The organism is Stenotrophomonas sp., assembly GCF_035634915.1.
GTDB lineage: Bacteria > Pseudomonadota > Gammaproteobacteria > Xanthomonadales > Xanthomonadaceae > Stenotrophomonas.
In genome coordinates, this window is record NZ_DASQCB010000006.1 from 1 (window position 1) to 22,315 (window position 22,315).

Genomic DNA, 22,315 nt, shown 5'->3' on the forward strand with positions numbered 1-22,315 from the left:
GCTGATGGTGGGTGCCGACCGTTGGTCGGCACATCTGTCGGATATCGAATGAATTCATCCACGCATGGCGTGGATCTACTGGGACGCGCGGCTGTTGGTAGGTGTCGACCTTGGTCGACACATCTGTCAGATATCGAATGAGTTCATCCGTGTCGACCAAGGTCGACACCTACCAGATCCGACCCCGTGCCGACCAACGGTCGGCACCCGCCCTCAGCAGCAGGTCCCAACAGCTCGCAGGAAACTGTCGAAGGCGGGGTGGGTCCGGTTGAGGGGGTGTGAGCGGCATGGATGCCGCGACCAAGCCCCCATGGACGGGTTTACGGCGTCCCCCTCAACCGGACCCACCCCGCCAACCCACGGATAACCAGCTGTTGCTGTTGCTGTTGCTGTTGCTTCGGCAGGTGCAGGGCTGCAAGCCCTGCAAACAAGGCCCTCATCCACGCATGGCGTGGATCTACTGGCCCATCGCCTGCCACCACTGCGCCAGCAGCTCCGGCCTGCGCAACCGCTCCCGCCACCAGCGCAATGCCGCACCATCCTCACCCGTGCGCCACGCCAGCCAGAACGTCTCCTCCGGCTTCGGCTCTTCCACCTCGCGGATCACCAGCTGGCCACGCGCCACCGCTGCGCGCGCGCAGGGCTCGGGCAGGAAACCGAATCCAACGCCCTCACACTGCAGCTTCAACTTGCTGGCCATGTCCGGCACCGTCAGCATTTCCTGGCCCATCAACAGGCCCACCGTTCGCGGCAGCAACCGCCGCGCGGAATCGGATACCGCGATCGCACAATGCTCGGCCAGCTGCTCGCGGCCCAGAACGCCCGGCACCTGCGCCAGCGGATGATGCGGCGCCACCGCGAACACGAAATCGACGCTGCCCAGCGGCTCCACCACATACCCCCCACCACTGGGGCCCTCGCCCGCAGCACCCACCAGCAGATCGGCACGCCGGTCCAGCAACGCCTCCCACGTGCCCGACAACGCTTCGCCGAACAGACGCAGGCGCGTAGGCGCTTCAATGCCACGGAACGCGGCAATGTCCGAGCCCAGCAGCCAGGTCGGAAACACAGAATCCACCGCCAAGGTCAGCTCGGCCTCCCAACCGGAAGCCACCCGGCGTACCCGCAGCTCGAGTTCACGGGCAGCCCGCAGCAGGTGACGGCCCTCGTCCAGCAGCGCCCGACCGGCCTCGGTCAGCTCCGCACGGGGGCCGACCCGGTCGAACAGCTGCACGCCCAGGTCCTCCTCCAGCTTGGCCACGGTGTAGGAGATCGTCGAGGGCACCTTGTGCAGGGCCTTGCCGGCGGCGGCAAACGAGCCGCGGCGGTCGATGGCATCCAGGATCTGCAGGGCATCGAGGCTGAGCTTGAGCATTCGAAATTTTCGATGATGGCTGTCAAAACTATCCGTTTTTCAAACCCGGGGTGCAAGCGGATACTTCTCTCCAACGGGGAAACACAGCGGCCATCGGCCCACCCCGCCCCATCGAAACCATCGAACAAGGAGAAATCATCATGCTGCAGATCCGCAAGAGCGCTACCCGTGGCCTGGCCGAGCATGGCTGGCTGTCCTCCCGCCACACCTTCTCCTTCGCCGGCTACTACGACCCGCGCTACGTCAGCTTCGGCCCGCTGCGCGTCATCAACGAAGACAAGGTCATCGGTGGCCAGGGCTTTGGCACCCACAGCCACAGCAACATGGAAATCATTTCCTATGTGCTGGGCGGCGCGCTGGAGCACAAGGACTCGATGGGCACCGGCTCGGTGCTGCGCTACGGCGACGTACAGGTGATGAGCGCCGGCAGCGGCGTCAGCCACAGCGAGTTCAACCACTCGGCCACCGATCCGGTGCACTTCCTGCAGATCTGGGTCTTCCCGGACAGCGAGAACATCGAGCCGTCCTACCGCGAGACCCACTTCGCGCCGGAGACCAAGCGCGGCCAGCTGCGCCTGATCGCCTCGCCGGATGGTGCCGACGGTTCGCTGCGCATCCAGCAGGATGCCCGCATCTACGCCACCATCCTCGATGGCAGCCAGAAGCTTCACCACGCACTGGGCAACGGCCGTGGCGCCTATGTGCAGGTTGCCCGTGGCCAGCTGCAGGTCAACGGCATCACCCTCGATGCCGGCGACGCGCTGCAGGTCAGCGACGAGGCGCAGCTGACCCTTGAAAACGGCAACGACGCCGAAGTGCTGGTGTTCGACCTGCCGCTGTAAGGGTTGGGCCGCAACGTGCAGCAAGGCCCGCGATGCCCAACGGCAGCGCGGGCCTTTGCATGTGGGCCGGGAATGCTGCATTCGTATTCGCAGCGCGATGGCGCGAATGGCACTTGCCCGAGGTGCTTGCAAACGTTTCCATTACAGGGATTCTTCAACGCCTTCCAGCGCATGACGCCTTCTTCCCCGCGTGCCCAGCAGCACGCCACCCGCGCCGCCTTCTTCATTCCCGGCTTTGCCACTGCCGCCTGGGCGCCGATGGTGCCCTATGCCAAGGCCAAGGCGGGCCTGTCCGATGCCAGTCTGGGCGCCGTGCTGCTGTGCCTGGGCCTGGGCTCGCTGCTGGCCATGCCGCTGGCCGGTGCACTGAGCGGACGTCTGGGCTGCCGTCGCCTGATGGTCATCACCACCGCGCTGATCCTGCTGGCGCTGCCGCTGCTGGCGCTGGCACCGTCGCCGCTGGTACTGGGCGGGGCGCTGTTCCTGTTCGGTGCCGGTGTGGGCGCGATGGACTGCACGATGAACATGCAGGCGGTGGCGGTCGAACGCGATGCCGGCCGCGCGATGATGTCCGGTTTCCACGCGTTCTACAGCATCGGCGGCTTCGTCGGTGCCGGCTGTATGACCGGACTGCTGTTGCTGGGCACGCCGCTGTGGATGGCGGCGCTGCTGTCGGTGGCAGCCATGCTCGTGGTGGCCGTGTTGTCGGCGCCGCACTGGCGGCCGCAGCGTATCGCCCACGAGGGCCCGATGCTGGCCATTCCGCATGGCGTGGTGCTGTTCATCAGTGTGCTGGCCTTCATCGTGTTCCTGGCCGAAGGTTCGATGCTCGACTGGAGTGCAGTGTTCCTGGCCGACGTGCGGCAGGTGCCGCGCGACCAGGCCGGTGCCGGCTTCGCGGTATTCACCCTGGCGATGACCGCGATGCGCCTGTTCGGCGATGGCATCGTCGAGCGCCTCGGCCGCACGCCGACGATCGTCATTGGCGGCATCACCGCGGCAACGGGCTTCGCGCTGGCCACGCTGGTGCCCTCCTTCGCCGTGGCACTGGTCGGCTACGTGATGGTCGGCCTGGGCTGCGCCAACATCGTGCCGGCGCTGTTCTCGATGGCCGGCCAGCAGCGCGCGATGCCGGAGAGCATCGCCATCACCGCGGTGACCACGCTGGGCTACGCCGGCATCCTCGCCGGCCCGGCCGCGATCGGCGGACTGGCCCACCTCACCACCCTGGGCATCGCCTTCCTGTGCGTGGGCGCGCTGCTGCTGGGCGTCGCCGCCTCGGCCCGTGCCCTCGCCCGCCGCCTTCCTTGAACCCAAAAAAGGGGACGGAGGGGATTAAGTCGTTTGTGCCACAAGCGACTTAATCCCCTCCGTCCCCTTTTTTTCAGGTGCGCACCCGCCACTCGGCCTGGGCGGGCAGCTGCGGTGCCGGGCAGGTCGCGCGCGGATGGTGTTCGTCCTGCGCCATCCAGTCGTCGACCACGCCGGCCAGCAGGTCCAAGCGCAGCGGCAGGGTGATGTGGTCTTCGCCGCGCATCTCGATGTAGTGCGCGCGCGGGTTGGCCAGGGCAAGCTCGCGGCCTTGGCTGACCGGAATATGCTGGTCGCCCTGGCCGTGCAGCAGCAGCACGCAGGCGCGGGTATCGGCCAGCGCGCGGGCCACGTCCACCTGGTCCAGGTCGACATCGATGCGACGGCTGGCCGCGGCAATCACCTGGTTGATGTCCTGGCCGCCGTAGCGCCAGCGCGCGTAGGACGCGACCGCCTGCGCCTTCAGGCCCTCCGGCTGCAGCGCCATCAGGTGCGGGATCATCGTGCGGATCGCCACGCCGGCATTGGCAAATGATTCCATCGCCACCACGCCCGCCACCTGGTCGCCCAGTTTGTCGGCGGTGAACACCGCAGTGGCCGCGCCGTAGGAAACGCCGAACAGGTACAGCGGCCCGGTCACCTCGCCGCGCGCACGCAGTTCGCCAATCACATCGACCACGTCGTCCGATTCATAGGTGCCGTAGCCGGATGGGCCGCGCCCGGACTGGCCGTGGTTGCGCAGGTCCAGGGTGACCACGCGGTAGCCCGATTCGGCCAGCTGCAGCGACCAAGGCAGCATCGAATCACCGTTCATCATCCAGCCGTGCAGCAGCACTACGGTGCCGCGCGGCGCCTGCGCACGGAACGGCTGCGGCACGCTGAGGCTCAACCCGGTGTCAAGCGGCTGGCCGTTTTCATGGCGCTGCGGCAGGTAGTGGTAGCGGGCGCCGTAGTCGCCCGGATCGAACGCACGCCAGAAGATCGGCACGCCATCGCGTCCCGGCAGCAAACCATGGCGGTTGGGCAGCTCGGCGATGGCCGCGGCGATGCGCGGCTGGTCCAGCAGCGTGGACACGCCACCGGGCGCGATCAGCTGGTCGCTGAGCGAGGTGGACGAGGCGGTGATCGAGGATGAGCATGCAGCCAGCCACAGGCCGGCGCACGCCAGCAACAGCAGCAGCGGGCGCTTCATGGCAATCAGGGAAAAAGTGCGACAGCGTGGCAGGTTAGCGGGCACGACCGGGCGCATCTATCGCAGATCGATGACGGGTTGATGACAGACCGGCATCGATTCAGCTTTGTCCGCGCGCCCTTCATGCCAAGGGCGCGCGTATCCGGTCAGCGCTTGACCAGCTCGACGCGGCGATTGCGCGCCCTGCCCTCTTCGCTGCCGTTGTCAGCTACGGGCTTGTCGGCGCCGAAGCCGGCCGCCTGCAGCCGGTCGGCGGCGATGCCCTTGCCGGCCAACGCCGCCACCACCGATGCAGCGCGGGCGTCGGACAGGCTGCGGTTGTGGGCCGCCGCGCCGCTGTTATCCGTGTGGCCCTCGATCGACAGCTTCAACGCAGGATCGGCCCGCAGCAGTTCCAGCACCTGCGCCAGCTGTGGTTCGGAGGTCGGCAGGATGTCGGCCTTGTCGGTGGCGAAGTTGACCTGGATGGCGACCCGGCCCGCACTGTCCAGCTGCTTCTTCAGTGCGTCGGCCGGCAGCAGCGCCGCGGTCTGGTTGAAGCCCTTCCGCTCGACCACGACCCAGCCCGCACTGAGGTATTCCAGCCGCGCATGCACCCACAGCTGGCGACCGTCTGCCAGGTCGACCTGGTAGACCTGGGTTTCGTAGTCCTGCCAGCTGAAGCCGGCGGCATGGCTGTAGGCCGACTTCACCTGCTGCGGCACGCCCTCGGCCGCGTCGCGCGGAATGTGGCCGTCGAACACCTTGCGGCCACCGGCCTGCGCCATCATCGCCTCGAGATTGCGCCGCACCTCGTGCACCGAATACGCGTGCTCGTCCTTGTCGAAATCCTGGGCCCAGGTGCGCCCTTCCACCTGTTCGAAGCGCTCGCCGTTCCAGAACGGGAATGCGTCGAAATCACGCTTCTGCGGCGCGTTGCGGTCCGCGTAGCCGGCTGGCAGGCCCAGGTGCGGGAAGCTGTCCGACCATTGTGCGGTCGCCTTGAATGGCACTTCATCCAGCACCACCAGACCCGCGCCGTTGCTGTCCACGGCCAGCTGCACCCACACCGTGCGACCGGCCTGACGCACCACGTACACCGTGGTCGACGCTTCCTGCTCCAAGTTCACCGCATCGATGAAGCCGCCGCCGATCTCATCTTCCAGCTGCGGGCCGTAGTAGATGTCACGCAGCAGCTTGCCCTCGAACACCTTGTGGCCGCCGGCCGCAGCCAGTACGCCATCGAAGTTGCGCTGCACTTCCAATGCGGAGAAGGTCTTGTCCGCAACGTTGCTGTCGGCAACGATGCGCGCCGACCAGCTCGGGCCTTCCACCCAGTGCACGCCATCGCCGATGCGGAACGGGAAGCGCGCCCATGCACGCGTGCTGGCGCTGTTCTGCGGCGCATAGCCCTGCGGCAGGCTGAAGAACGGCAGTTCGCCCAGGGCCACACTGCTGCTCGAGAGCTGGGTGGTATCGAAGGACAGCACCGGCACCGGCTTGCCATCGCGGTCGGTGATGCCCTGCGCATCCTGCGTTGCCGGTGTGGTGCCGGCGGCGGCGGGCGCTGCATCCGGCGCGCTCGTCGCAGGCGCGGGTGATGCGTCGTTGCCCGGTACGGGGGTGCGTTCGCATGCCACCAGCGCCAGCATCACCGCACTGCCCAGCCAGATCTTCGTCCACGCCTGCATCGCCATACCTCACATCCATTGAGAAGGGCCCCGAGCATAGCCCATGGCCGTGACGGGCCACACACTGCCATCGTTCCTGCGTATTCACGTCACTTCCATGTCATTGCCGCTGCCGACACTCCGGGACTTTCCCCCTCCCAAGGTCCGGTTTCGATGCGAACGATTGCGCGTTTTCCCCGTGTTTCGCTGCTTGCCCTGCTGATCGCCCCCGCACTGGACGCCTTGGCCGAAGCACCGCAGGGCGAGGCCGCCGAAACGCGCAGCGCCGACGCACGTACCCTGGACCAGGTGCAGGTGATCGGCCAGGCCACCAGCTACGCCAAGACGTCGGTGCGCACCGAAACGCTGAACCGCCAGACCGTGCTGAGCAGCGTCAACGGTGCGCTCAACGAAGTGCCGGGCGTGGTGGTCAGCGAAGCCGATGCCACCGGTTCGTCGGTGTGGGGCACGCAGATCAGCATGCGCGGCTTCGTCACCAATCGTGATACGCAGCAGATCGGCACCACCATCGATGGCCTGCCCAATGGTGGCTCGGGCTACGGCGGCGGCTCGATGGCCAACCGCTACATCGACACCCTCGACCTGGAAACGGTGGAAGTGAGCCAGGGCACGGCCGACATCTCCTCGCGCTCGAACGAAGCACTCGGCGGCACGCTCAACTTCCTCACCAGTGATCCGCTTCATGACAGCCGCCTGCGCTTCGTCGTCGGCGCCGGTGACAACGATGCGCGCAAGTACTACGTGCGCTACGACACCGGCGTGCTCGGCGGCCACACCCGCGCCTGGGTCAGCGCATCCTCGGCCCGCGTGAGCGACTGGATCGATGGCAGCGGCAAGACCAGCAACGACCATATCGCCGGCAAGTTCATCACTGAACTGGACCGCTGGACGCTGACCGGCTACCTGTCCTACAACGATGCCGACGAGCCGGAATACACCAGCGTTTCGCCGCAGGGCTTCGCCACCAACCCGGACCGCGACAACCTGGTCGGCACTCTCACCGGCATCCCCTACCTGGACCAGAACTACCGTTCCGGCTCGCGCGCCCTGCGCGAAAACACCTTCGGCTACCTGCGCGCGGCCTTCGACGGCGGCAACGGCTTCAAGGCCTCGATGGCCGCCTACGGCCACCGCATGCAGGGCCGCGGCGACTGGCTGCCGCCCTACCTGGCCGACGTGACCAATGATGGCGCCGGCCGCCCGCAATCCGAATACCTCGGCGGCAGCACCGTCCACGGCGGCAGCAACCTGGGCCAGATCTATTTCGTGAACCCCGATGGCAGCAGTGCCCAGCCGATCGCCGGCTGCACGCCGCGCGTGGGCTTCAGCGCCGAATATGATCCCAACTGTTACTCCGGCAACGTGCTGGGCGCGCAGTCCTACCGCCACACCCACTACGACAACGACCGCATGGGCGTGACCGCCGATGTCGAATGGCGGCAGACCTTCGGCGGCGTCGACAACAGGATCCGCGGCGGCCTGTGGGTGGAGAAGCTGGATCGCTCCGCACGCCGCGACTGGCACCGCCTGCTCAACGTCGGCCAGGACATCGGCTTCGACCACCAGCCGTACTGGGTGCAGTTCGAGGACAAGTACAAGGTGGACGAGCAGATGTACTACGTCGAGGACGTGGCCCGCTTCGGCCCGTTCAGCGCGCGGGTGGGCGTCAAGCAGTTCTTCGTCGACCAGTCGCGCAACCGCGTGATCGGTGCCAGCGAGCACGTCACCTCCGATTCCAAGTCCGATCCGCTGCTGTCCACCGGCTTCACCTGGACACCGGGCGTTGAGGGTATGGAACTGTTCGCCGGCTACTCGCAGAACTTCGCCGCGATTCCTTCCGGCGTACTCGGCGAAACCGACCCGCAGCGCTTCCGCAACGTCGAACCGGAAACGGCCGACAACATCGAAGTGGGCATGCGCATCAGCCACTGGCCGCTGACCGTCTCGGTAACCCTGTACAACATCAAGTTCGACAACCGCATCGTCTACCTGCCGGCCGGCTTCGTCAGCGGCATCGATTACCTGGGCGAGACCGACGGCGTCTACGAGAACTTCGGTGGCGTGGAAAGCAACGGCCTGGAAGCCGCCTTCGGCTACGGCTGGGACAACGGCTGGCGGGTCAACGCGGCCTACACCTACAACCGCTCCAAGTACCTGGGCAGTGGCGACGCCGCGCGTGACACCCAGCTGGGCATCGTCGATGGCGCCAAGGTGATCGGCCAGCCCGAGCAGATCCTGGTGCTGTCGGCCGACTGGCAGGGCGAGAACTGGAACTTCGGCCTGTCCGGCCGCTACCTCGGCACCCGCTACCTGGACGCGGCCAACGTCAACAAACTGCCCTCGGCCACCGTCTTCAACGCCAACATCGGCTTCGACCTGCAGGGCCTGTCGCCGCGCCTGAAGGGCATGGGTGCCAACCTGGTGGTGAGCAACCTGACCGACAAGCGCTATCTTGCAGGGGTGGACGGTGCCAACGCGGCCTTCATCGGCGCCCCGCGCACCGTCGGCATCTCCTTCCGCGTGGATCTGTGAGGAATTCGTGACTGATATCGGCCGACGCCGGTTGTTGCAGGCCGGCGTCGCCGCCGGCCTGGCACCGCTGCTGCCCAGCATCGCCCGGGCGGCGGCCATCGCTCCGTCCGCGCGGACGCGCAGCCTGCAGGACCTGCAGCACATCGTGGTGTTCATGCAGGAAAACCGCTCGTTCGACCACTACTTCGGCACCCTGCCGGGCGTACGTGGTTTCGGCGATCGCTTTGTCGCCCCCGCTGCGCCGCTGGCCGGCGCGGCGGCCCCGCGCAGCCTGTGGCTGCAGCCCGATGCCAGCGGCCAGCGTGCGATCGCGCCGTTCCCGCTGGATACGGCCGCACACTTCGGCTACATGCGCGTGGAAGGCACCCCGCACACCTGGCCCGACGCACAGCGCGCCTGGGATCACGGCCGCATGGGGCACTGGCCGATGGCCAAGCAGAACCACGCAATGGGCTATTTCCAGCGCGCCGACCTGCCCTTCCAGTTCGCCCTGGCCGAAGCATTCACGATCTGCGATGCCTACCACTGCGCCATGCAGGCCGGCACCAACCCGAACCGGGTGTTCCTGTGGACCGGCCACAACGATGCCTTCGCCCGCGCGGGCGGGCCGGTGATCGCCAACTCGCATGACAACTTCCCCGAGCACGGCGGGCATCCGGAGTCGTACCGCTGGGCCAGCTATGTCGAGCGCCTGCAGCAGGCCGGCGTGTCCTGGCAGATCTACCAGGACATGGCCGACAACTTCACCGACAACCCGCTGGCCGGCTTCGAGACCTTCCGCCAGGCGTACAGTGCCGCACCGGGACACGATGCCGCGCTGCGCCAGCGCGGGGTCAGCACGCGGGGCCTGGCCCAGCTGCGCCAGGACGCCATTGATGGCCGCCTGCCGCAGGTCAGCTTCATCATCGCCGACGCCGCCGGCAGCGAGCACCCCGGCCCCTCCAGCCCGGCCCAGGGCGCGGCTTACACGGCGCGCGTGCTCGACGCGCTGACCGCAGACCCGGAAGTGTGGAGCCGCACCGCGCTGCTGCTGATGTTCGACGAGAACGATGGCTTCTTCGATCACGTGCCGCCGCCAGCACCTCCGTCGGCACGATCCGACGGCAGCTGGGCGGGCGCTTCGTCGGTCAGCACCAAGGGCGAGTACCACCAGCACCCGGCACCGGGCGACGAGAAGTACGACGCTGCCGAACTTCGCGGCCGCCCCTATGGCCTGGGCCCGCGCGTACCGCTGTATGTGATCTCGCCCTGGAGCCGCGGCGGCTGGGTCGATTCGCAGGTGTACGACCACACCTCAGTGCTGCGCCTGATCGAACGCCGCTTCGGCGTGGCCGCACCGGACATCTCGCCGTGGCGCCGCGCCGTGTGTGGCGATCTGACCGGGGCCTTCGATTTCGCCCAGCGCGATACCCGCCCCTTCGTGCGCGGACTGCCCGATGTGAGCGCCACCGCCGCACGCACCGCCGCCCTGCCCGGACGCACCGTGCCTGCGCTGCCCGAAGGCCTGCAGGCGGCGCGCCAGGAAGCGGGCACGCGCCCGTCGCGGGCATTGCCGTATCGCCCACAGGCGCAGGTGGATGCGCTTGCTGCAAACGCTGTCAGCCTGCATCTGTCCTGTGAGGGCGCGGCCACGGTACTGCATGTCTACGATCGCCTGCAGCTGACCGCCGTGCCGCGCCGTTACACGGTGCTGCCCGGTGCACCGCTGCTGGACCGCTGGGCACTGGATGCGCACGGCCGCTACGACCTGTGGCTGCTGGGCCCGAACGGCTTCCACCGGCACTTCCGTGGCACTGCCGGTGCGCCGGTGCTGCAGGCCCAGGTTGAACAAGCCGATGGCCAGCTGCGGTTGCAGCTGCGCAATGCCGGCGGTGCCGCGCAGTCGGTGCGCGTGCATGCCGGCGCCTATGCCGGGCACATGCCGGAGAAGACGCTGACCCTGGCTGCCGGTGCACAGACCACGCTGGCATGGGACGCTGCGCCCACCGTCGGCTGGTATGACCTGCACGTGGTGGCCGGTGGCAGCGAGCTGCGCCTGGCGGGCCGCGCCGAAGACGGCCGCCCCGCCACCAGCGACCCGGCGATGGGCGGCCAGCCGCTGCGCTTCGAGCACGGCTGAGGGTGTTTGTAGAGCCGAGCCCACGTTCGGCTGCATTTTGTAGAGTCGAGCCATGCTCGACTGAACCGAGCCGCGCAGTCGAGCATGGCTCGACTCTACAGAAGCGAAGCAACCAGACATTCGCGCAGACCCAAGCCGTGCCCGTCTATCAGCAGCACGGGCACGCACCTACGCTTGTCTCCTCGGTGGCCGCGCAGCGCCCGCGCGACGCCTTCTGGAGAACGCCATGAACCACACTATTTCCCCCATCGATACCGACCCGCAGGAAACCCGCGAGTGGCGCGAGTCGCTGCAGGCCGTGCTCGAGATCGGCGGCCGCCCGCGCGCGCACTACCTGCTCGACCAGCTGTCCGACCTGGACGCAGACCGGTACGGCGACCTGCACACGCGCGCCTGGACTGCCTACACCAACAGCATCCCGCTGCACCGGCAGCCGCCCTACCCCGGCGACCTCGCCATCGAGCGCCGCCTCAACGCGATGATCCGCTGGAACGCGATGGTGATGGTGCTGCGCGCTGGCAAACACTCCAACGTCGGCGGCCATATCGCCACCTACCAGTCGGCGGCAGTGCTGTACGACGTGGGCTTCGATCATTTCTTCCGTGGCCGCACCGAGACCTTCGACGGCGACATGATCTACATCCAGGGCCACTCCGCCCCCGGCATCTACGGCCGTGCCTACCTGGATGGCCGCCTGGACGAGCAGCAGATGGACAACTTCCGCCGCGAAGCCGGGCGCGAAGGGCTGTCTTCCTACCCGCATCCGCGGTTGATGCCCGGGTTCTGGCAGTTCCCCACGGTATCGATGGGCCTGGGCCCGCTCACCGCCGCCTACCAGGCGCGCTACATGCGCTACCTGGAATACCGCGGACTGAAACCACACCAGGGCCGCAAGGTCTGGGCTTTCCTTGGCGATGGCGAGATGGACCAGCCCGAGTCGCTGGCCGCCATCTCCCTGGCCGGGCGCGAGCGCCTGGACAACCTGGTGTTCGTGGTCAACTGCAACCTGCAACGCCTCGACGGGCCGGTGCGTGGCAATGCCAAGGTCATCCAGGAGCTGGAAGGCACCTTCCGCGCCGCTGGCTGGAACGTCATCAAGGTGATCTGGGGTGGTGGCTGGGATGCGCTGCTGGCCGCCGACCACGACGGCCTGCTGCGCCAGCGCATGATGGAATGCGTGGACGGCGACTACCAGACGTTCAAGTCGCAGAACGGCGCGTACGTGCGCGAGCACTTCTTCGGTGGCCACCCGGAACTGCTGGCACGCGTGGCGCACATGAGCGACGAACAGATCTGGGCGCTGGCACGCGGTGGCCACGATCCGCAGAAGGTGCACGCGGCCTACCTGCAGGCCATGCAGACCACCGGGCGGCCGACGGTGGTGCTGGCCAAGACGGTAAAGGGCTTCGGCATGGGCGAGGCCGGCGAAGGCCAGAACATCAACCACCAGCTGAAGAAGATGAGCGCCGACGCAGTGCGCGCCTTCCGCGACCGCTTCGACCTGCCGGTCAGCGACGCACAGCTGGAGGACATGCCCTACCTGCGCCCGCAGCCGGGCAGCGCCGAAGCGCAGTACTTCGCCGAACGCCGCCGCGCACAGGGCGGGCAGCTGCCGGCGCGGCGTACCCATGTGGAGCCGCTGCCGGTGCCGCCGCTGTCCACGTTCAGTACGCAACTGCAGGGCAGCGGCGAGCGTGGCCAGTCCACCACCATGGGCTTCGTGCGCATCCTCACCACGCTGTTGAAAGACCCCGCGCTGGGCAGGCTGACCATTCCGATCGTGCCCGATGAATCACGCACCTTCGGCATGGAAGGCCTGTTCCGCCAGATCGGCATCCACTCCTGGCTGGGCCAGCTGTATACCCCGCAGGATGCAGGGCAGCTGAGCTACTACAAGGAAGCCACCGACGGGCAGATCCTGCAGGAAGGCATCAACGAGTCCGGTGCGATCAGCTCGTGGATCGCCGCCGGCACCGCCTACAGCAACCACGGCCTGGCAACGATCCCGTTCTACATCTTCTATTCGATGTTCGGCCTGCAGCGAGTAGGCGACCTGGCCTGGGCTGCCGCCGATGCGCGTACGCGTGGCTTCCTGCTGGGCGCTACTTCCGGCCGCACCACGCTGATGGGCGAGGGCCTGCAGCACGATGATGGCCACAGCCACGTGCTGTCCTCGGTCATTCCCAGCTGCATCTCCTACGACCCGACCTACAACTTCGAGCTGGCGGTAATCATCCACGACGGCCTGCGCCGCATGTACGTGGACCAGGAAGACATCTACTACTACATCACCCTGCTCAACGAGAATTACCCCCACCCTGCCCTGCCCGAAGGTGCCGAGGCCGGCATCCTCAAGGGCCTGTACCTGCTGCAGCCGGCAGCGGCCGACGCCAGCGCGCAGCCGCGCGTGCAGCTGATGGGCAGTGGCGCGATCCTGCGCGAGGTGGAGGCCGCCGCCACCCTGCTGCAGCAGGATTTCGGCATCGCCAGTGATGTGTGGAGCGCCACCAGCCTGACCGAACTGCGCCGCGACGGCCTGGCCGCCGAACGCTGGAATCTGCTGCACCCGGCCGCCGAACCGCGCGTGCCCTACGTGCAGCAATGCTTGGCAGCGCATCCTGGCCCGGTAGTGGTGGCCACGGACTACATGAAGATCGTCGCCGACCAGATCCGACCCTTCATCGATGATCGCCGCTTCATCGCGCTCGGCACCGATGGTTTCGGCCGCTCCGACACGCGCGGATCACTGCGAACGTTCTTCGAGGTGGACCGCCACTTCATCGTGCTGGCTGCGTTGAAGGCATTGGCCGATGACGGTCGCGTCGAACGTACGCTGATGCAGGTCGCCATCGAGCGCTACGGCATCGACGTGGACAAGGCTGATCCGGCCGCGGCCTGATCAGCCGTTCCAGCCCAGCCCGCGCGGTTCATTGCTGAATCCCGCCGCGCGCAGGGCGTCGACGGCGGGCCCGCGATGGACGGGTTCTTCGTTGATCCGCTCCAGGATGAAGGACAGGCGCCGGCCACGCCGCAGCCCCACGGCCAGCGCCTGCGCCGCCGCTGCCCAGCGTGTGCCCGCGTCGGGTGCCGTGTCGTCGATCCAGCTGCTCAGCTGGCGGCCGCCCTGCGGCAGGTACAGTTGCAGGCGGCCTTCGCCGATCACCACCATGGCACCGGCCCGGCGCACCGGCCGCGGCCCGGCGATCGGCTGCGGCCAGGGCAACAGGCTGCCGAACGGATTGGCCGGATCCAGCGCCGACAGCGCAATGCAGGCGCCATCTACGCCTGCCCGCTCGGCGCTGGCACGCAGTCGGTCGATGTCGTCGCGCTGGGCGAACTGGGCACCGCCCATGCCGTCCACGAAGCGACCACGCAGCAGCTGGCCGGCATCCTCCATGCTGCGCAGCACCGGGCGCAGTGCCGGGAATCCACCGGCCACGGCTTCGCTCATCGCTGCGCTGCGGGTGACCACCGTGTAGCGGTCCAGCAGCGCCTCGGTCTGCGCCAGCGCGCGCAGCGTGTCACTGGCACGCTCCCGCGGCAGCAGCGACCAGCGTCCTGCCAACGTAGGCCCCGTGCTGCTGGCCAGCTCCAGTCCTGCGGTGTCCATCGTCAGTGGCACGAAGGCAAAGCCGCGGCGGCGGCGCGACACCGGCGTCGGCCGTGCCCGTGCGGGCCGCGCTCCGCCCAGCGCACGCAGCGGCGCCCACAGGTCACTGCTGATCTGTCCGCGCCAGGCCAGCTGCCACAGCGCCGCCTGGAAGTCCTCGCCCGCCGCTTCTGCACCGGGCAGTCGCGGCTGTACCTGCATCGCCAGTTGCCGGGCGAAGAACGCACCGCCGTCGGCCAGCACCTGCAGGATGGCCTGCTGCATCGGTGAGTCTTCGCCCTGCTCCGGTGTGACCGGCAGGGTCTCAGCGGCACGCTCACGCAGGTGCAGCGACACCAGTCCATCGTCGTCGCCCAGCCGGCCATGGCCGACCCAGAGCACCGTGCCGGTGGCCAGCAGTTCATCCAGCAGCGCTGGCGTGTAGCCGGGCACGCGCGCGGGCAGTACCTGCTGTTCCCACAGCGATGCCGGCAGTGGCAGCCCCGCCAGTTGCTCGATCACCTGCAGCACGCCTTCGCTGTCACCCAGGCGTGCGCCCCCGGGCAACACGTTCTGCCACAGTACGCCCTGCCCCTGCAGCAGCAGACCGACATAGGCCTGCACCGGTACCGGGCGGGTCGCCTCGCGGGCGGCCTGCAAGGAGCGCAGCCGCAGCCGCTGCAGCACCGCTGTGCCCACCCACTCATGGCCTGCATGCGGTGAAGCCGCCGCTGCGATTTCGTCTGCCGCGCGACGATCCAGGCCGAACCGGCCGCGTACCACCCGGCCCTGTTCCTGCAGCACGTGCAGGGCAGCATCCACCACCGCCACACCGAGGCCGAAACGGGCGGCCACGCTGCCACTGCTGAAAGGCCCATGGGTGCGCGCGTGGCGGCCAAGCAGATCGCCCAATGGATCCAGAACCGGGGCCAGGAATACCTCGGCCACCTCCGCAGGCGGAATGATGCCCAGGGCATCGCGCAGGCGCGCGGCATCTTCCACCGCCGCCCACTGCTGGGTCCCTGCGACGGGAACGCGGATTGCACGACCCGCCGCGTGCAGCGCCTGCAGCCAGGCATCGGCCTGCGCTGGCTCGGTGATGCGCTGCGCGACCTCCACGGCCGGCAGCGGGCCCAGCTCACGCAGCAGGTCGGCCACGCCTTCGCTGCCACGCGCGTGGCGGGCCGGATCCAGGCGTTGCTGCTCGCACTCCACGGTGGCCATCACGGCATCGTCCAGCAGTTCGCCCAGATCCACCTCGCCGAGCAGCTCCGCCAGCAGGCCACTGTCGAGCGACAGCACCGATGCACGCCGCTCGGCCAGCGGTACATCGGCTTCGTACATGAACTCGGCGACATAGCCGAACAGCAGGTTCGCCGCGAACGGCGATGGCACGGCCGTATCCACCTCGACCACCTGGACCTGGCCGGCCTGCACGCGCAGCATCAGCGCATCCAGTGCGTCCAGGTCGTAGACGTCCTGCAGGCATTCGCGCGCGGTCTCGATCAGGATCGGGAACTCATCGTGGCCACGGGCGATCTCCAGCAGCTGCCCCGCACGCAGTCGCTGCTGCCACAACGGCGAGCGCTTGCCCGGCGTGCGCCGCGGCAGCAGCAGTGCGCGCGAGGCACACTCACGGAAACGTGCGGCGAACAACGCGGAACCGGCGACCGAGCGGTTAATGACCTGGCGCAGGTGGGACGCATCGAACAGGAACAGTTCCGCGCCAGGCGGTGTGCCACTGCGGTCGGGGATGCGGACGATGATGCCGTCGTCGCTGGCCACCACGGCCGGATCGATGCCGGCCTGCTCACGCAGGCGCGCGGCCACCGCCAGCGCCCAGGGATCATGCACACGACGCCCGTAGGGCGAATGCAGCATCACCCGCCAGTCGCCGAGTTCGTCACGGCAGCGCTCGACGACCAGGCGCAGGTCGGTCGGCAGCACACCGGTGGCCTGCTGCTGTTCGGCCACGAGTGCCAGCATGTTGCTGATCGCGCTTTCATCCAGTCCGCGATCACGCAGCCGGGCGAGCAGTGCGGGCGACGGCTCGCCAGCGCCACCAGGCTCGGTTTCGAGTTCCGCCAGGAAGGCACCGGTGGCCTGCCCCAGCTCGGCCGGGCGGCCGATGCCTTCGCCCCGCCAGAATGGCAGCCGCGCCGAGCGCCCCGGCGCTGGCGTCACCACGACCTGGTCGAGGGTGATCTGGTCGATGCGCCAGGACGTGGCGCCGAGGGTGATCACATCATTCACCCGCGACTCGTGGACCATTTCTTCGTCCAGCTCGCCGACACGGCGCGATCCCGCCTGTTCTTCTCCTTCAGGCAGCACCACCGCGTACATGCCACGGTCGGGAATGGTGCCGCCGCTGGTCACCGCCAGCTGGCGGGCGCCAGGACGTGCGGTCAACGTGCCGGTCTTCCGGTCCCATACAAGCCGCGGGCGGAAACCAGCGAACGCATCGGACGGATAGCGGCCGGCCAGCATGTCCAGCACCGCGTCGAAGGCGCTGCGAGGCAGCGTGCGGTACGGTGCAGCCCGTCGCACACGCGCGAACCAGGCCTCGGCATCGAGTGGCTCCATCGCTACCGCAGCCACGGTCTGCTGGGCCAGCACATCGAGCGGATTGCGCGGCGGATCGAGGGCTTCGATGCGTCCATCCAGCATGCTGTCGACCACCACCGCGGCATCGACCAGATCACGGCGCGTACGCGGATACAGCAGGCCACGCGACAGGCCGCCCACCTGGTGGCCGGCACGGCCCACCCGCTGCAGTGCACTGGACACCGAAGGCGGCGCCGCGACCTGGATCACCAGATCCACCAGGCCCATGTCGATGCCCAGTTCGAGGCTGGAGGTGGCGACCACGCAGCGCAGTTCGCCAGACTTCAGCGCCTGCTCGATGGCCGCGCGCTGTTCCTTGGACACCGAGCCGTGGTGCGAGCGGGCGATCACCGAGGCCGGCGTGGTGACGCGGTTCACCGTGCTGCCGGTGAACGATCCGTAGGCGGCTGTACCCGCAGTCTCCGCTTCGCCCGCAGGCTCGACGCCCGTGCGCTCGGCATGCAGTTCGTTGAGTCGCGCCGTCAGCCGTTCCGCCACCCCACGCGAATTGGCAAAGACAATCGTGGAGCGATGCCGCATCACGTTGTCGAGAATGCTGGCCTCCACATGCGGCCAGATCGAACCGGTGCGTGCGCCAGCACCGCGTCCTTCGCCGGGACCGTGCACGACAAGGTCGGTCATGTCTTCCACCGGCACCACGATCTTCAGTTCCAGCTGCCGCTGCGAAGGCGGCTGCACCACCTGCACCGGGCGATCACCGCCGAGGAAGGCGGCAACGCCCTCGACCGGGCGGACCGTGGCCGACAGGCCGATGCGCTGTGCGGGCACCTGCAGCAGCGCGTCGAGCCGCTCCAGGCTCAGCGCCAGGTGCGAGCCACGCTTGCCGCCTGCCACCGCATGGATCTCGTCGAGGATCACCGTATGCACATCGCGCAGGATCTCCCGCGCCTGCGAGGTCAGCATCAGGTACAGCGACTCGGGCGTGGTGATCAGGATGTCCGGCGCACGCCGCAGCAGGCGCGCGCGTTCGCTGCTGCTGGTATCACCGGTGCGCATGGCCACGGTCAAGGCCACCGCGGGATCGCCGCGCTCGCTGCGGCGGGCGCAGATGCCCTGCAGGGGCACCTCCAGGTTGCGCTGCACATCGCTGCCCAGCGCCTTGATCGGCGACAGGTACAGCACGCGCGTGCGCGCCGAGGGCTGGGCGGCAGGCTCGCGGCGTGCGTCGCCATCGCGCTCGGCGAACACCTGGTCGATCGCATGCAGGAAAGCGGCCAGTGTCTTGCCCGATCCGGTTGGCGCCACTACCAGGGTGTGCTGGCCCGCGGCGATGGATGTCCAGGCCTCGTCCTGCACCGGCGTCGAGGTAGCGAACGCGGAACGGAACCAGTCACGGGTGGCGGGATGGAAGTGCTGCAGGGAATCCAAGGCAGGGCCGGTCGCCATCGATGTTGGCTTCGATGATACGGCGAAGAAATCGTTTGTCGTTACGAATAGTTACGTTATAACATTTCACCCCATTTTTACGGAGCGTGTCATGCGTCGCCACCTGCTAGCTGCAGCCATCCCCCTCGCCCTTCAGTCCGTCGCCCTCCATTCCGCCCGGGCGGCAGACGCGCCCACCCTTCCCACCCTGCAGGTGGAAGCCAGCCAGCCCTCGCGCATCGACAGCCGGGTCACCGTCGACAACCCACAGGCCCAGAACCGCACCCTCGGCGGCCTGCTCGAGCACGTCTCCGGCGTGCAGAACAGCGCCTTCGGGCCCAACGCCGGTGCGCCGGTCATCCGCAGCCTCAGCGGCAACCGCGTGCAGATCCTGCAGGACGGCCAGTCCATCCTCGGCATGAACGCGATCAGCGGCGACATCAACATTCCGTTCGACCCGCTGTTCGTGCGCAGCGTCACCGTCAACAAGTCCTCCGACACGGTGCGCTACGGCGGCAACGCCATCGGCGGCAGCGTCGAGGTCGATTCCGGCCTGATCCCGCGCACGATGGAAGACAAGGACCAGTCGCTGGAACTGGTGCTGCGCAAGGGTTTCAACGCAGCCGATGCGCAGGGCTTCCGCATGAATTTCAACAACCAGCGCAACGTCTCCACCAACCTGCAGGTCTCACGGCAGCGCATCTCGCACTACGATATTCCCGGCAACAGCAAGGCGGCCGCCTGCAACACCCAGCTGTTCCCGGCCGCCGGCGGCGTCAACTCGGCGCTGGCCGATGCCTGCCAGAAAGAAGCCCGCGTGCAGCAGGTCTACAACAAGGCCTCGCAGCCCTACATCGACCAGTTCATGACCGAGAACCCGGACTGGGCCGATGGCGAGTTCTCCTTCTACACCAACAGCCCGACCTCGGTCTGGCAGCGCCAGACCTACGTCAATCCTGCCAACCCGGACTACGTCGCCGGCACGCCGTCCTATGTGCAGAAGCGGATCAACAACGACGTCACCCCGGATTACCACCACCGCCTGGGCAACAGCTACTCACGCAGTTCGCAGGTGGCGCTCGGCTCGACTCTGTTCTTCGACCGCGGCTACGTGGGTGTCAGCATCGATGCGAAGGACAGCGAGTACGGCGTGCCGGGCTTCTCGATGCAGAACCTGTCCTTCGGTTCCAACTATGCCGACGGCCTGCCGGTGGGCGTGGTCATCAAACAGGAGCGCTATGCGCTGGAAGCCCTGCTGCGTGACCCGGTGCCAGGCGTCGAGCGTGCCGAGCTGCGCGTCTCGCAACTGGACAATACCTCCGGCGAACGGCTGGGTGCCAGCAAAGCCAACGACTACGATTTTGAAAGCACCCAGGCCGAACTGCTGCTGGCCCATCGCCGCGTCGGTCCGCTGAGCGGCCTGCTTGGCCTCAGCCAGCAGTCGCGTGATGTCACCGGCAGCGGCGCGCTGCGCTACCTGCCCGATGTCGATACCCGCAGCCAGTCGGTGTTCCTGAAGGAAACACTGGACTTCGACTGGGCCTCCTTCGACGCCGGCGTGCGCCATGAACGCGTCGATCACACGTTGCGGCCCAGCAGCTTCAAGACCGCGCGCAATTCGGCCAACACCGCGCTGCAGGACCGTGACTTCCGCCTCAACAGCTACAGCCTCGGCTCCCATGTCGAACTGGGCCCGCTGTTCGCTGCCAAGCTGCGCTACTCATCGTCGCAGCGTGCGCCGGAGATCAACGAACTGTACGCCAGCAATGCGCACTACTCGGTGATGACCCAGGAGGAAGGCAACCAGAACCTGCAGCCGGAGCGTGCGAAGAACCTGGAGCTGACCGGCCAGTTCCAGCTGGGCGGCTTCCAGCTGTCGGCCACGGCCTACCGCATGCGTTACGAGAACTACCTGTACTTGGGCTATTCCGGCCTGCAGACCGCCAACCGCCTGCCGCTGAAGTACTGGAAGCAGACCGACACCACGGTGAAGGGCTTCGAGATCGATGCGTCGCAGTCCGTGGCACTCGGTCGCTTCGGCAGCCTGGAGGTGTCCGCCTTTGCCGACCTGGTGAAGAACAAGGCCGACCATCCCGATGCGCTGCGTGCCCACAACGATGGCGAGTATCTGCCCAACATGCCAACCAACCGTTATGGCGCCACGCTGCAATGGCAACGAGAGAGCTGGAAGGCACAACTGTCGAGCACCTACTACGACACGCAGAAGTACCTCGGCCGCAACGTAAGTGAGGAAGTGCCGCTGGATGCGTTCAATCCGGTCGACCTGCAGCTGAGCCGGGAGATTCCCCTGCGCACGACTGCCGTCGCGGGAATGGAGGTCTTCATCAATGGCAGCAACCTGCTCAACGAAGAGGCGCGCCCGCACAACTCGCCACTGAAATACATCGCGCCACTGCCGGGGCGTGGCTTCCAGGTGGGGGTGAGCGTGCGGCTCTGAGGCCGGGCCGCACGCACAGCGCCCGCGGAAGGTGAACGCCGATTGTTGCTGCGTGCACGGCAGGCTTGATTGCCACCGCCCCTTCGGGCAACGATCCATGATCAACGAAAGGAGGATTCAATGAACGGAATGAAGGCAGTTCTCTGTGCGCTGCTGTTGGGTGTTTCGTCCACTGCGGGCGCGGCTTCAGCTGTTTCCCATGATGCAGACGGCGCCTACGGCTACTCGATGAACCAGGCGACGGTGAGCGGAGCCATGCAGAACGCACTGAAGTACTGTGTCGCCCGCTCCCGCAACTGCGGGCAGTCGGCCGTCGCCACCGGAGAGGGCTATTCGGCCATCGTCACCGGAACAGTGTCCATGGGCTTCGCGCTGGCCGAGGCCAGTCCGGAGGCCGCGCAGCGCAAGGCCGAGAAGATGTGCCGGGAACGCGCCAACGACTGCACGCTTGCGGTGATGTGGCGTGAGCAGCCGCCGCAGGTTATCGAGTGGCCGGGGCACCCGGCTGCGCCGGCATCGGCGCCGGCAGCGGCGAACGCCCGCACTGACTGATCGCGGATCGGTGGGACAGCCGCCCAGCGTCGATGACGTTGGGCGGCTGCATTGCCCCCGGTGGCTCAGTAGCTGACGCGCAAGGTCAACATCCAGTTGCGCGGTTCGCCGTAGTGGTTGCCATGCGCTGGACCGTCCAGGGCCTGACGCATCACTACGCTGGCGACGCCGTGCTCAGAAACAACTGGTTAGATGGATCAGTCATGCCACCCTTCAAACACCACTTTGCGGTGAATACCCAGGTAGTGGCGCAGGGCTGCATCCGGAGTGCGGGTAAAACTCATGTCCGCGCGCACCATCCCGCGGTTGACCAGATCCTCTTCCAGGCCACTGTCCGCAAAAAGAACGCGACCGTCATCATTGAACGTGATGAAGCCCCGATCAAACAGCGCATCCAGCGTGGCAACCAGCGGCAAGCCATTGTTTGCATCCAGACTAGGCTCCAGTATGCCTGGCATCGCGGGCGCAGACGTGCATGCCCACGGTTGGATATGCGAAGCCTTTATCACCTCCGGTACCTCACAGCCCGTCACTGCACATCGCCCTCCCCACAGTGACAGGACGTCGCTCCGGAACTTCCCTTGCCCAAGTCGTGCGTCGATAAGCTGCTGGCGAGTTGTTGTAGGCGCCAATGACTGCAATTGATCAATGTCACGGATGAGCTTCTCCCCCCCCCCCCCCCCCC

At 67.4% G+C, this 22,315-nt stretch carries 12 protein-coding genes; 7 read left to right on the plus strand and 5 right to left on the minus strand.

Translation table 11 applies throughout. The annotated features are described in order from the left end of the window. Positions 1-457: 457 nt before the first annotated feature. Positions 458-1,375: a LysR family transcriptional regulator gene (locus tag VER16_RS06065; protein WP_324806300.1), complete on the minus strand. Its 918-nt coding sequence runs from the start codon at positions 1,373-1,375 to the stop codon at positions 458-460. Between the two features lie 140 nt (positions 1,376-1,515). Between VER16_RS06065 and VER16_RS06070 the strand changes: the two genes are divergently transcribed. Next, complete coding sequence (locus tag VER16_RS06070; protein WP_079221472.1) at positions 1,516-2,217, plus strand: pirin family protein; 702 nt, start codon at positions 1,516-1,518, stop codon at positions 2,215-2,217. A 171-nt stretch (positions 2,218-2,388) separates the two neighbouring features. Next, positions 2,389-3,528, plus strand: coding sequence for an MFS transporter (locus VER16_RS06075; protein ID WP_324806303.1), 1,140 nt, complete (start codon positions 2,389-2,391; stop codon positions 3,526-3,528). Positions 3,529-3,601: 73 nt separating this feature from the next. Here the strand turns inward: VER16_RS06075 and VER16_RS06080 are convergent, their stop codons facing one another. Together VER16_RS06080 and VER16_RS06085 are read right to left on the minus strand one after the other, a co-directional pair. Next, positions 3,602-4,720, minus strand: coding sequence for an alpha/beta hydrolase (locus tag VER16_RS06080; RefSeq protein WP_324806305.1), 1,119 nt, complete (start codon positions 4,718-4,720; stop codon positions 3,602-3,604). 146 nt (positions 4,721-4,866) lie between these two features. Then, a complete protein-coding gene (locus VER16_RS06085; RefSeq protein WP_324806307.1) occupies positions 4,867-6,396 on the minus strand; it encodes an OmpA family protein in 1,530 nt (509 codons plus the stop codon). Positions 6,397-6,543: 147 nt separating this feature from the next. Here VER16_RS06085 and VER16_RS06090 point away from each other — a divergent pair, with 147 nt between their 5' ends. The 3 genes from VER16_RS06090 (at position 6,544) to aceE (ending at position 13,940) form a co-directional block, all read left to right on the plus strand. Continuing rightward, positions 6,544-8,922, plus strand: coding sequence for a TonB-dependent receptor (locus tag VER16_RS06090; RefSeq protein WP_324806309.1), 2,379 nt, complete (start codon positions 6,544-6,546; stop codon positions 8,920-8,922). 7 nt (positions 8,923-8,929) lie between these two features. Continuing rightward, a complete protein-coding gene (locus VER16_RS06095) occupies positions 8,930-11,041 on the plus strand; it encodes a phosphocholine-specific phospholipase C (RefSeq protein WP_324806311.1) in 2,112 nt (703 codons plus the stop codon). 226 nt (positions 11,042-11,267) lie between these two features. Further along, positions 11,268-13,940, plus strand: a complete 2,673-nt coding sequence (gene aceE, locus VER16_RS06100) for a pyruvate dehydrogenase (acetyl-transferring), homodimeric type (RefSeq protein WP_324806313.1) — start codon at positions 11,268-11,270, stop codon at positions 13,938-13,940. On the opposite strand, the gene VER16_RS06105 is transcribed toward aceE, so the two are convergent. After that, complete coding sequence (locus VER16_RS06105) at positions 13,941-18,641, minus strand: ATP-dependent helicase (RefSeq protein WP_324806315.1); 4,701 nt, start codon at positions 18,639-18,641, stop codon at positions 13,941-13,943. A gap of 91 nt (positions 18,642-18,732) precedes the next feature. Here VER16_RS06105 and VER16_RS06110 point away from each other — a divergent pair, with 91 nt between their 5' ends. Then, positions 18,733-21,078: a TonB-dependent receptor gene (locus VER16_RS06110; RefSeq protein ID WP_324806317.1), complete on the plus strand. Its 2,346-nt coding sequence runs from the start codon at positions 18,733-18,735 to the stop codon at positions 21,076-21,078. 120 nt (positions 21,079-21,198) lie between these two features. After that, the gene (locus VER16_RS06115; RefSeq protein WP_324806319.1) at positions 21,199-21,630 is read left to right on the plus strand and encodes a DUF4189 domain-containing protein; all 432 of its coding nucleotides are present in this window, start codon (positions 21,199-21,201) and stop codon (positions 21,628-21,630) included. Positions 21,631-21,827: 197 nt separating this feature from the next. Here VER16_RS06115 and VER16_RS06120 read toward each other — a convergent pair. Next, positions 21,828-22,315 (minus strand): HNH endonuclease signature motif containing protein (locus tag VER16_RS06120; protein ID WP_324806321.1); only part of this gene is annotated, 488 nt, incomplete at its 5' end.

What these genes read in the sequence shown, in the direction of transcription:
- aceE (WP_324806313.1), top strand. Translation starts at nt 11,268, where the DNA reads ATGAACCACACTATTTCCCCCATCGATACCGACCCGCAGGAAACCCGC.
- VER16_RS06115 (WP_324806319.1), top strand. Translation starts at nt 21,199, where the DNA reads ATGAACGGAATGAAGGCAGTTCTCTGTGCGCTGCTGTTGGGTGTTTCG.
- VER16_RS06110 (WP_324806317.1), top strand. Translation starts at nt 18,733, where the DNA reads ATGCGTCGCCACCTGCTAGCTGCAGCCATCCCCCTCGCCCTTCAGTCC.
- VER16_RS06105 (WP_324806315.1), bottom strand. Translation starts at nt 18,641, where the DNA reads ATGGCGACCGGCCCTGCCTTGGATTCCCTGCAGCACTTCCATCCCGCC.
- VER16_RS06075 (WP_324806303.1), top strand. Translation starts at nt 2,389, where the DNA reads ATGACGCCTTCTTCCCCGCGTGCCCAGCAGCACGCCACCCGCGCCGCC.
- VER16_RS06085 (WP_324806307.1), bottom strand. Translation starts at nt 6,396, where the DNA reads ATGGCGATGCAGGCGTGGACGAAGATCTGGCTGGGCAGTGCGGTGATG.
- VER16_RS06090 (WP_324806309.1), top strand. Translation starts at nt 6,544, where the DNA reads ATGCGAACGATTGCGCGTTTTCCCCGTGTTTCGCTGCTTGCCCTGCTG.
- VER16_RS06070 (WP_079221472.1), top strand. Translation starts at nt 1,516, where the DNA reads ATGCTGCAGATCCGCAAGAGCGCTACCCGTGGCCTGGCCGAGCATGGC.
- VER16_RS06080 (WP_324806305.1), bottom strand. Translation starts at nt 4,720, where the DNA reads ATGAAGCGCCCGCTGCTGCTGTTGCTGGCGTGCGCCGGCCTGTGGCTG.
- VER16_RS06065 (WP_324806300.1), bottom strand. Translation starts at nt 1,375, where the DNA reads ATGCTCAAGCTCAGCCTCGATGCCCTGCAGATCCTGGATGCCATCGAC.